Genomic DNA, 12,863 nt, shown 5'->3' with positions numbered 1-12,863 from the left:
AACAGGGACAGCTGTAACAAGTGGCAGCATAACGATCAATCCAGGATCGGCCAATAAGTTTGTGATTACAGGATCCGGCACGCAAACGGCTGGAACGAGTCAAACGATTACAATCACGGCGAAGGATTTAAGTGGAAATACCATTACTTCTTTTGCTGGGGATAAATCATTAACCTTCTCGGGTGCTCTTAGCTCATTAAGCCCTGTAACTACCCCTAAGGCTACTGATAAAAATGCTAACCAAATTAGTTTTGGTACTGCTACTACGATCACCTTTACCAATGGAGTGGCTACCACTAATTTATCTCTATATTTAGCTGAATCAGTTAATATCGCTGTAAGTGATGGTACTTTAAGTGCTACTGGATCTGACCGCTTGGCTATTACAGTAGGAGTAGGATCTTTCGCTAAATTAGGATTGACCATGGCTGCATCTCAGACCAATGGTGTAGCCTTTACAGGTACCAATACCTTGACAGCTTTAGATGCTTACGGAAATACAGTTACTAACTTTAGCGCATCAAGCAATAACATCACGGTTAGCACGAGCTTACCAGGTACCATTAGCGGATTGTCTGGTACAAATAAATTATCAGCTGCTGGTGACTTTGTGAATGGAGTAGCGAACTTAAGTAGCCTTGGCTTAATCTACACGGGTACAGTTGGAACAGGAACATTTACCTTTACCCCTGCAACAGGATTAGCAATTACCAGCTCTAACGTAAGTATTAGCTCTGGTACAGCTACTCGATTAGTGCTTACAAGTGCTACGGCCACTCAAACGGCTGGTATAGCACAAGCTATTACAATTACTGCGAAAGACGCCAATGGTAATATTGTAACAAGTTTCTCAGGCGACAAAACTTTAGTATTCTCAGGAGCAAGTTTATCACCAAATGGAAATTTCACAGCCAGTGCAACGGATAAAACTTCTGCGGCCAGCAATTTTGCTTCGAATACCATAATCAATTTTGTCAATGGTGTGGCTAGTACCAACTTGACGCTTTATGCTGTTGAAACAGCTAATATTGCTGCAAGTACGTCTGGCATTACTGCTTCAAGTGGATCTGACAGATTAACTCTAACGGTTAACCCTGGTGGATTTAGTCAATTAGCGGTAAGTTTAGCTGCTTCTCAATCTAATGGTGTAGCCTGGACAGGTACGAATACCCTGACTGCTAAAGATGCTTATGGAAATACTGTAACTAGCTTTAACGCAAGTTCCAATGTCATTACTGTTAGCTCAAGCCTTACAGGAACGATTACAGGTTTATCTGGTACGAATAGATTGAATGCCGCAGGTGACTTTGTCAATGGTGTGGCTAATTTGACAAACCTAGGTATCGTATATGCTGGATTGGCAGGAAACGTAAACTTCACCTTTACGCCAACTACGGGCTTAGCAAGTACTGGAGGTCCAGTTGCAATTAACCCAGGAGCCTTAAATAAATTAATTATTACAGGTTCTTCGAATCAAGTGGCAGGTACAGCTCAAACGATTACCTTAACAGCCAAAGATTCAGGTGGCAATACGATTACTAGCTATACGGGTACGAAAAGCTTAACCTTCTCTGGAGCTACTGCATCCACATTACCTGTGACAAGTCCAACGGTTGCGAATACATCCTTTGGCACAGCTACTAATGTGGTATTTAGTAATGGTGTGGCTACTGTGAGTATGAACTTGTTCAAAGTAGAAAATGCCATTATATCAGTTAGTGACGGAACCATAACATCTTCAGGGGCTGATCGTTTAGCAGTAGCTGTAAGTCCTGCAAGCTTCAGCAAATTGCAAGCTAGTCTTGCCAATACACAAGCTATTGGGGTAGCCTTTACAGGTACTAACACCTTAACGGCCTTAGATGCTTATGGAAATACAGTAAGCACATTTGATGCATCACTTAATAATATCACAGTAAGTGCTAGCCTAACAGGTACCATCACAGGTCTATCAGGAACGAATAAATTGAATGCTGTTGGAGACTTTATCAATGGTATAGCCAATTTAACTAACCTTGGATTGAAATTTACTGGAACAGCCGGAACAGGAACTTTAACCTTCACTCCAGCTACAGGAACTGCTGTGACAAGTACTAACATAAACTTCACTAGCGGAAGTGCTACTAAACTGATTATAACTGGAGCATCTAATCAAGCAGCTGGTGTGGCTCAAACCATCACCATTACAGCGAAAGATGAAAGTGGCAATACAGTTACGACTTACACTGGTGCAAAACAATTGACATTCTCCGGTGCTAATCCATCTACGAGCCCTGTTACGAATGCAACTGTGGCTGGAATAGATTTTAATTCAGCTACGAACATCACCTTTAGCAATGGTGTGGCAACAGCTAGTATGATACTATATCAAGTGGAAACAGCCGTGGTAGAAGTAACTGATGGTAGTATCGTATCAGATGGAACAGACCGATTAACAGTAGATGTTACAGCGGGAACCTTTAGTAAATTATTGATTGCATTGGCAAGTCCTCAAAATAATGCTGAGACTTTCAAAGGTATCAATACCCTGACAGCCAAAGATGCTTATGGCAACACGGTGACAAACTTTAATGCTTCGACCAATAATATTACAGTAAGTTCTAGTTTAACAGGAAGCATTACAGGTTTATCAGGTACGAATAAGTTGACTGCCGCTGGTGATTTTGTTAATGGTGTGGCTAATTTAACTAGCCTAGGAATGATTTATACTGGTAACCCTGGTACTGGAACATTTACATTTACTCCAGCGACGGGTACTGCTTCAACAAGTGCTAATGTCCTAATTAATGGTGGAGAAGCAACTAAATTTGTCATAACAGCTGCTGCTTCAAGTGTCATGGCTGGAGTACCTCAAAGTATTACCATAACGGCTAAGGATAGTAATGGAAATACATCCACGATTTACACAGGAACTAAGTCCATGGTATTCTCAGGAGCCAACGTTTCCTTAAATCCTGCGATTTCTCCATTGGCAGGAAGCATTGCCTTTGGTTCAAATACTTCAGTCACTTTTGTGAATGGTGTTGCTACCTTGAATGTGACTTTATATAAGGCTGAAACGGCATTGATTTCTGTAAGTTCTGGAACAATTTCAAGCACTGGTACAGATCGCCTAAGTTTGACAGTAACACCAAGTACCTTCTCTAAATTGTCGGTAAGTTTAGCTTCACCACAAAATAGTGCTTCAGCCTTTACAGGTACTAACACCTTAACGGCCTTAGATGCTTATGGAAATACGGTAACTGGATTTAACGCCGCTACCAATAATATCACCGTGACTAGCAGCTTAGCTGGAACAATTTCTGGCTTATCAGGAGTAAATAAACTTTCTAATATTACTGATTTTGTAGCAGGCGTTTCAAACTTATCAGGATTGACTTATTCAGGAGTTACAGGTACGGGAACCTTTACCTTTACACCAGCAAGTGGAACAGCTATTACAAGTAATTCTGTTGTAATAAATGCAAATGTACCTAGTGGAGCAACATCCACTTTAACTCCAATAAGTTCAAGCTTGTTAGCTTCTGGAATTCCACAGACCTTGACAGTAACAGCGAAAGACGCCTTAGGAAATTCAATAACCACTGGAGGAGCCACCGTTCTAATTACAAAATTATCCGGAGTAGGTACGGTTTCTGCGGTGACAGATAATGCTAATGGAACTTACACAGCCACAGTTAGTTCGTTGCAAGCTGGTACAGGAGTATTTGTTGCTACAATTAATTCAAATCCAGTTTTAAGTGGAACAGCTACTCAAACTCAGGCAAGCGTTACCTTTACAGTGGGCGCGGCTAATGCTACAACTTCTACCTTAAGTCCTACAACAGCTAGCTTATTGGCAGATGGAAGTACACAAACATTGACGGTAACAGCTAAAGATGTTAATGGAAATAGCATTACTACTGGTGGAGCTACTATTCTAATTACTAAGTCTTCAGGTGTAGGAACAGTATCTGCTGTGACTGATAATGGAAACGGAACATATACAGCCACCGTGAGTTCAACTACCCCAGGTACGGGTGTATTTGTGGCAAGTTTAAATGGTAATCCAGTATTAAGTGGAACAAGCAGTCAAACGACAGCAAGCGTCACGTTCAATGCCGGTGCGCCAACTAAATTAGTTATTACGGGTTCTGGCACACAAATTGCAGGTGGACAGCAAATCATTACCATTACCGCAAAAGATGCAAGTGGTAATACAGCTACGACATATTCAGGTTCAAAACAACTTACTTTTGGTGGGGCAACTAGTTCAGCTAATCCAGTTCAAAGTCCTAGCATTGATGGAACCAACCTAGGTACAGTGACTAATTTAACCTTTACCTCAGGGGTAGCTACCGCAGTGATGCGCTTGTACAAAGCGGAGACAGCAACTATCACAGCAAGTGAAGGTTCGCTTACTACAAGTGGATCCGATCGCTTAACAGTAGCTGTAAGTGCTGGTGCTATGTCTAAGTTTGAATTAAGCTTAACTAGCCCTCAAGTGGCTGGACAAGCCCTAGTTGGTATAAATACCTTGACGGCGCAAGATGCCTTCGGTAATATCATCACTAACTTCAATGCAAGCAGCAATAATGTAACTGTAACCTCAAGTTTAGTCGGTACCATTACAGGCTTATCGGGTGTCAATAAACTGAATGCATCGAATGACTTTGTAAATGGTGTTGCTAACTTGACAAGTCTAGGTTTAGTATACAGCGGAGGTATTGGAGTCGGTACATTGACATTTACATCCGCTACTGGTGTTAGCGTTACTAGTCCGTCTATCACATTTAGTTCAGGTGAAGCGGCTAAAATTAAGTTAAGCACCATTGCTAACCACGTAGCTGGATTACCACAAACAGTAACGGCTACTTTGGTGGACGTAACCAATAATCCGGTAAATGCTACTGCTAGTGGGCTAATTACTTTGACCGTTAAAACAGGAACTGGTACTATTTCAGGAACTGCTTCTGCAACCTTAATAGCTGGCTCACCTTCAGTTGAAATTACTGGATGGTCATATACTAAGAGTGAAACGGGAGTTGTATTATTAGCCACTGGAAGTGGATTAAGTTCTAGCAATATCACAGGTAAAACTGGGGAGTCTAATGCATTCAATGTAACTGCAGGCGCTCCTACTAATTTTATCATTTCCACCAATGATCAAACCGTACCTGCTGGTTCAACGATTACTATGACCGTGAAGGCAACCGATCAATTTGGTAATGTCGTTACGAATTTCACGGGAGACCAGCTATTGCAATTGGCAGGTGCATCTATTGCTCCTAATGGCACGGCTAATCCTCAAGCTGGCGCCAACTTAGTTACTACTGCCTCAATTCCAAGTGATACCAAAAATCCACAAGCAAGAGTTGAAACGGGTAAGAAAACGACTAATAATACTACAGTTAATATTTTAACAAGTGCCTCGGGAGGACCAAGTTTGGCCAATGGCAAAACAGGAACTGCTACTCCAAGTTCGAACTTAGTCTTGAACGGAATGACACCATTTGGCTCAAGCTTCACAGTGAAGTTTGTCAATGGAGTTGCCACCATCCAGGTTGTATTATTTGCTGCGGAAGTAGCCAAATTAGAAGTTAAAACGCCTACGGGTTCTATCGTTACTAAAACGGAAAATAAATTACCAGTAACAGTAGTTCCTGCTAATTTCTCTACGCTGCAAGTTGATTTAGATGCACAGCAAGAAGCTGGAAAACCAATAACGGGTACCATGGTAGCCATTGATGATTACGGTAATACCGTTACAACCTTCAATGCTGCACTTAACCCTGTGAAAATTGTTGTATCCAATGTTTCTGGTACTACTACAACAGCACAGACTACTTATACATTATCGAAACCAACTGACTTTGTAAATGGTGTGGCCGACTTCTCTGTACTTGGAATTACGTACAAACAAGGTACTTCAGGTTCAACTAAATTCACCATCACGCCTACCGAAGGGGCAGCTGTTCAAACACCTGAAATCGTCATTGTATCGGCTGATTCTGATGGTGATAGTGTTACAGATGAGCAAGAATTGATAGATAAAACAGACATGAATGATGGTTGTTCATATTTGATGAGCTCGTTTGTTATGTCTAAAACATCAGCTGCTTGGAAAGCCATTGATTGTGATGGTGATGGATCACCTAATGGAACGGACGTAGAACCTTCCAATGCATGTTCTGGTGGAATTGCTGGTTATATTCCTCCTAAAGGAAGTATAGGTTATGCTAAATACTTTGCAGGTGATTGCGATAGTGATGGTATTTCCAATGAAATGGAGTGTAATGGAGGTTACCTAGGTACTGGTACTTGCCAAGACTTTGATTCAGATGGCATTCCAAATTTCCTAGATCCAGATTCTGATAATGATGGTATTTTAGATATGATCGAAAAGAATATGGATAGTGATGGAGATGGTGATGCTAACTACTTGGATTTAGATTCTGACAATGACGGTATTTTAGATACCCAAGAAAGATCATTCGATACCGATGGTGATGGCGTGATGAACTTCTTAGACATTGACTCTGACAATGACAGTATTTTAGATGCTTGGGAAGGAACAGATAATAAGCGTGGAACGATTGATGATAATTACGATGGTCGAGTAGATAAAAATGGTGCATCTCCAGACGTAAATGGAAATGGATTAGCTGATTTCTTAGAAGGAAATCCTGCTCCAGTACCTGATACAGATAAGGACGGAACTCCAGACTACATCGATCTTGATTCAGACGGTGATGGTATTGCCGATAAGGTAGAATTAACCAATGACCCAGATAAAGATGGTAGACCAAACTACCGCGATAAAGATGCTGATGGTGACTGGTTAGGTGATAGTGACGAGCGTGATACAGATAATGATGGAGATCGTATTCCAAATTACTTAGATGATGATTCCGATGGTGATGGAATTCCAGATGCTTGGGAAGGAAAAGATAAGTGTAGAGAATGCGATAACTTAAATGATGGCAACGAAAATGGTTGGGATGATCGTGGTGAATACAAAGCGGTTATTGATTCGGACAAAGATGGTTCGCCAGATTTCTTAGACCTAGACTCAGATAATGACTGTATTCGCGATGGTGTTGAAGGTGGAGCAGATTGGGATCAAGATAAATTAGCCAACTTCCGCGATACGGATTCAGATGGAGATGGTATTTTGGATAATGTGGAAGTGGGTAATTGTGATAAGCCTTGGGATACAGATGGTGATGGTTTGAAAAACTTTGAGGATACAGATTCTGATGGTGATGGTATTCCAGATAGCGTAGAAGCAGGTAAAGACTTAACAAAACCTGTGGATACAGATGGAGACGGAATTCCGGATATGTTAGAATTGGATGCAGATAATGATACGATTCCAGATAAAGTGGAGGTGGGAAGTGATGTTTGGAAACCGCTAGATTCTGATAAAGATGGCAAGTATGATTTCCAAGATACCGATTCTGATAACGATACCGTTTCTGATAAAATGGAAGCTGGCCCTAATCCAAATATGCCAAGAGATACAGATAAAGATGGATTGGCTGATTTCCGTGATGTGGATTCAGATAATGATACGATGCCAGATGGAGTAGAGGTAGGTATCATCAATGGTGCACCAGTAGATACAGACAAGGATGGTCTAGCAGATATGTTAGATACCGACTCGGATAATGATACCATTCCAGATAGTATTGAAGCAGGAAAAGTACCATTAGTTCCACTAGATTCTGATGGAGATTTATTGCCAGATTATCGTGACATAGATTCAGATAATGACGGAATGTTGGATATCATTGAGGTTGGTGCAGATGTCAATAATCCATTGAACACAGATGCTGATACCCATACAGATGGAAGTCCTAAATACGATTACCGTGATACTGACTCGGATAATGACGGTATTCCTGATTTCATTGAGGCGGGTGCTAATCCATTGAAACCTCAAGATACTGACGGAGATACTGTTCCTGATTACCGTGAATTAGATGCAGATAATGATGGTATTCCAGATAGTGTAGAAGCAGGTAAAGATCCAATGATTCCAGTAGACTCGGATAAAGATGGAAAAGCCAACTACACAGATACGGATTCTGATAATGACACCATTTCAGATAAAATTGAAGCTGGAGATAGTCCAAAAGTACCAGTAGATACGGATAAGGATGGTCTACCAGATTACTTAGATCTTGATACGGATGCGGATACCATACCTGATTTAGTTGAGGTGGGACCAGATCCTAGCAGACCTTTGGATACAGATAAGGATGGTATCTATGACTTCCGTGATACTGATTCCGATGCAGACGGTATTCCAGATAAGATGGAAGTAGGTAGTGATCCAAACAAACCTTCAGATGCAGATTTAGATGGTTTACCTGATTACCGTGATGTTGACTCAGATAACAATGGAATCTCCGATAAGGAAGAAGTTGGACCAGATCCATTGAATCCAATTGATACGGATAGAAATGGTATTCCGGATTACAAAGATCCAGATGATGACGGTGATGGTATACCGGATAAATTAGAAGATGACATCAACTATGGAGCATTACCAGATTGTGATAAAGATGGTATTCCAAATAGTAAGGATAAAGACATTTGCGAACCGTTTGTTACGCAAGGATTCTCTCCAAATGGAGATGGTATTAATGATAAGTTTGTGATTCCTGGAATCATGAGCATGCCAAGTCACCATTTAACCATCTTTAACCGTTGGGGTAGTATAGTGTACGAAACCGACAATTATAAAAATGATTGGGGTGGAGAGATACCTAAAGGCATAGGTGTCGTTCAAGGAGAAGGTACTATTACAGATGGTGTGTATTTCTACATCATTGACTTCAAAGGAGCGAAACCAAATATTCAATCATTCGTTTACGTGAATCGATTGGATAAATAAAGAAATTGAAGTGATGCCCTATACGTCATTTCAATAAGAGGGAAACCTCTAAAACATTAGAACACGGATTGCAGAAAGTCGGAACTTTTTAAGCTTCGACTTTTTTTTTGTTTAAACTTTTACCAGGAATATTATTTTTTTGAGTTGGATATCATACGATGACGTATCCTAGATGAATATCTATTTCTTGGACAATTAATTCGAAAACTCATTCGTTAAACGGCTGATTAAACCTGTTTCAGCAACGCTGGCAGGGTTTGGAACCCTGACAGCGTTAGGAGTTTCGATACTTTTCCGTGCTACACGGTTTAATCTTGGCGTTTAAAAGCTAAGTTCCTCCATCTTCACTTCAGGGTTCATCATATAGGTGATTAAAGTTCCATCTTGTAATAATTCACCCACACGATAGCCTTTATAAGCTGTACCCCAACTTCCCCCAATATGGGAATCAAATAAAAACGGGGTATTATTCATCATTTTAACTCCATCTTGATCATGCTCATGACCATGGAAAGCTGCCTTGACATTGGGGTAATTTTTTAATAAATCAAAAAATTCCGGATGATCAATGCCGTGTTTGGTCCATTTGGCTTGGGGAATATGTAAAAACAATAATACTTGTTTGTATTTTTTGTGCAACTCCAATTGCTCTTTTAGCCAAATTAAATCGGGGCATAAATATTTGCCTTGTTCATTGGATGTGTCACCTAATAAAATACCCACTTTTTTATGCACGACCTGGTGGTTCAATGGAGTACCCCATATTTCTTTCCAAAAATCGGCACTTACTAAATCATGATTTCCCCGTGTCACGTAATACGGCATTTTAAGTCCGTCAATTTTCTGTTTGGCTTTAGGCATCCAGGATTTATCATCATGGACAATGTCCCCATTCATGACACAAAAATCCAATGGATTATCGGCATGAAATTGGTTGATTTGTTGAATGGCCTTGTCCAACATCTCCTCAAAAGGAGTATTAGCTTGCCCATAATGGATGTCAGATGCTACAATAAAACGCAATTTGACCTTTTTTCGGAATGCCTCTACTTCATTTGGACTTATGGCCTTGATTTGTCCAGAAAGTAGGAATATGGATGCAAATGAAACTTGCTGAATGAAACTTCTTCTGCTTGGCAGTTCTTTTTCTTTTTTTGACATATAGGTTTAGATTGAAGTTCTAATTTATCTTATTTTACATAAAAATAGTACTGATTATTCATCTTAATGTATTGTTAATAATTAAAATACCCTAAAGCTAGGTTAATCATTCATGGATTTCCCTGATTCGTAGCGCGATGTAGGGCTTTTCTGGCAACCTGATTTTCTTCCAATCTTTGTCATAAAACCGATAATCACTGTCTTTTCCCGTTTCAAATATCTCCGGTAGGGTATGAACGGTCATAGCATAAGTATCAATAATATCGACTTGAAAGCGAGTGCCTGCACTTAATTTACCAAAAGATCCATTGTTGACAGGTAAATTAAACATCCAATATTCCTGAATTTGTTTGCCAAAATAAACTAAATAATTTCCCTTTCCACCGGATGAAGTAACATTGTCGCGTGAAACATCCGACAAAGTCATAGGCCCAGGACCTTCTTCTAATAGTTGTCTCAAAAAACGAATTCGCTTCCAACTTTCGCCAACAAATCGGCCACCTTTGGCCCAGAATATCGTATCTCGGTGATCTTTAAACATAAATGATTCTCCATGAGTCACGTAAGTGCCACCCATCACTCCATTCCAAATCAAATGAGTCATGGTTTCAGGACTGTATCTTCCCCAGCGCGATTTAAGATTGCCTTCATATCCTACTTCATCCAAAACCACGGGTTTATGATATACATTTCGGAGCATGGCTGCGGAATTGGGACTTTGAACCGGTGATTCATCTTGCACGCTTACATGGGTAAATTCCGGTTTCCAATAATCAAAATAGGTTGCAGTAGCTCCATGAATAGAACATAAATGGCGATATGGGTCTGATTTGACAACTGTTTTAGTTAATTCATCCCAATCCGCAACAGTTTTTGATTTCACATAATCCCATTCGTTGGCCATCGACCACCAAACATTTCTAAAAGAGGAAATACGTGACAATAAATATTGAATATACCGAATATTGACCTCTCGGGGCATGGCATCAAATCCCCATCTTCCTTTATCATATGGATGGAATAGAATTAAATCAGCCTCTATTCCTAAGTTTTGCAATGCATCTAGTTGCTTTTCTAGGTGTTGAAAAAAAGTGGGATTAAATTGAGAGTAATCCCAAATATAGGTCGTATTACCCAGTTCATCTCGTTTAATTTCTTTGACAAGAAAGGGGTATAGCTTGGGTTCTTCTTTTACTAAATCATAGTTTTTGGGAAATACACACATCCTAATTTTATTAAAGCCAGACTTTGATAAGGAAGCCAAAGTCAAGTTTTGCAATTCAGTTCCCATGTGGTTCCAAGCATAAGCGGTTGTTCCCAAAGGGTAATATATTTTTCCATCAGCGTAACTAAAATGCACCATTTGATGGGTTTTGACCATACCATGGTTTTGTATTGAAGGAGTGATGCATTCCAAAGTCCCTGATTTTTTGGCTAATCCTGCCACATTACTTTGTGTGGTAAAGCGCCAAGTACCTAATTTGGTGGGCATAAATCGAATTTTAAACCGATTGTCGCCATCATAAAAACCCGAAATGGTCATCGTAGTATCTTGATGAACGAAAGTAGCTTTGAATTCGACATCTTGGAATCCATTACCTTTAAAGGGGGCATTCCAAACCAGTTCTATTCGATTCCATCGCTCTACTTTTTCTTGAGCAAATAACTCAGAAGAGAGACTGAAAAGTAGGCTAATACCTAAAAGAAATGATTTTTTCATCCACAGGGTTTTCATAGAATTAGGTTTTTGACTAATAATTGTTTGGCTCAAAGCTACAAGATAAAGAACTACCCAATCAAATATTATCAAGTTTTTTGTTCTAAAATGATTAATTTGCAAGTCTATTTTGGCGCCATAGTTCAACGGATAGAATAGACGTTTCCTAAACGTTAGATGTGGGTTCGATTCCCGCTGGGGCCACTACGAGTATCTCTCTCAAACAAAGGTGAACCTAAACGTTAGATGTGCCGGTGTCGCGTTCGACTCGATTCCCGCTTCGTTCATTCCCTTTAGCTCAAGCTTAAGGAATAGCCTTCTGACCTAAAACTCCACTAATCTATAATTCGACATGACCCTGCGGAACATGTCGAATAGCACATGCAATTCCAATGGCAATAGTTGGCTTCGAGAACCTCAGCCAACTCATCAACTTGTTTTTAAAAGAGTAGTTGTGTCTTACCACAGAATTTTACAGTTGGCTGAGGCTCTCGAAGCCAACATCAAAAGTTATTCTTTGAAGTGTCATGTCTAATAGCCAGTTTGCGCTCGACTCGATTCCCTTTCGTTCATTTCCTTTTCGAAGTAGCTGAACGATTAGCCTTCAGATCTAAAATTCTACATTCATCATTCTACATTCTACATTCAGAGGTTAATCCCGAAGAAAGATGAGAACGGAGCATGAGCGAAGCGGTAGGCGCATTTTTGACACTGTGCGAAGGGAATAGCCAAGAGTCAAAAATTAAAGCCGTATGCGAAGTGAGCATCGGTTCCGCGAAAGCGGAATTCGTCTTAGGATTAACCGATTTGTTTCAAGTTTTTTTGTTTCTTTTTTTTTCCAAAAAAAGAAATACCTTGAGATTAGCGATAATTTAGTATTTGTTTGAGGCCTTCAAAATAGAATGGAATTACAAATTCCAATAATCTTATCATTCGACATGACCCTGCGGAACATGTCGAATAGCACATGCAATTCCAATGGCAATAGTTGGCTTCGAGAACCTCAGCCAACTCATCAACTTGTTTTTAAAAAGAGTAGTTGTGTCTTACCACAGAATTTTACAGTTGGCTGAGGCTCTCGAAGCCAACATCAAAAGTTGTTCT

3 protein-coding genes and 1 tRNA gene are annotated in these 12,863 nt (G+C 40.1%); 2 read left to right on the top strand and 2 right to left on the bottom strand.

Features of this window, described 5'->3' with window-relative positions:
* Window positions 1-61: 61 nt before the first annotated feature.
* Window positions 62-8,881 carry an invasin domain 3-containing protein gene (locus SKC36_RS03965; RefSeq protein ID WP_459464722.1) on the top strand — a complete coding sequence of 2,940 codons (8,820 nt, stop codon included), beginning with the start codon at window positions 62-64 and terminating at the stop codon, window positions 8,879-8,881.
* A gap of 321 nt (window positions 8,882-9,202) precedes the next feature.
* Here the strand turns inward: SKC36_RS03965 and SKC36_RS03960 are convergent, their stop codons facing one another.
* Entirely contained in the window at window positions 9,203-10,042 is an 840-nt protein-coding gene (locus tag SKC36_RS03960) for a metallophosphoesterase family protein (protein WP_459453226.1), read from the bottom strand.
* A gap of 106 nt (window positions 10,043-10,148) precedes the next feature.
* Entirely contained in the window at window positions 10,149-11,762 is a 1,614-nt protein-coding gene (locus SKC36_RS03955) for a DUF5060 domain-containing protein (protein WP_459464720.1), read from the bottom strand.
* Window positions 11,763-11,891: 129 nt separating this feature from the next.
* Between SKC36_RS03955 and SKC36_RS03950 the strand changes: the two genes are divergently transcribed.
* Window positions 11,892-11,963 (top strand) — tRNA-Arg (locus SKC36_RS03950).
* Window positions 11,964-12,863: the final 900 nt, after the last annotated feature.

This window comes from Aquirufa sp. OSTEICH-129A, from assembly GCF_054558355.1.
Note: the sequence above shows the minus strand (reverse complement) of the source record. Positions and strands in the feature narration are given on the sequence as shown.

What these genes read in the sequence shown, in the direction of transcription:
- SKC36_RS03960 (WP_459453226.1), bottom strand. Translation starts at nt 10,042, where the DNA reads ATGTCAAAAAAAGAAAAAGAACTGCCAAGCAGAAGAAGTTTCATTCAG.
- SKC36_RS03955 (WP_459464720.1), bottom strand. Translation starts at nt 11,762, where the DNA reads ATGAAAAAATCATTTCTTTTAGGTATTAGCCTACTTTTCAGTCTCTCT.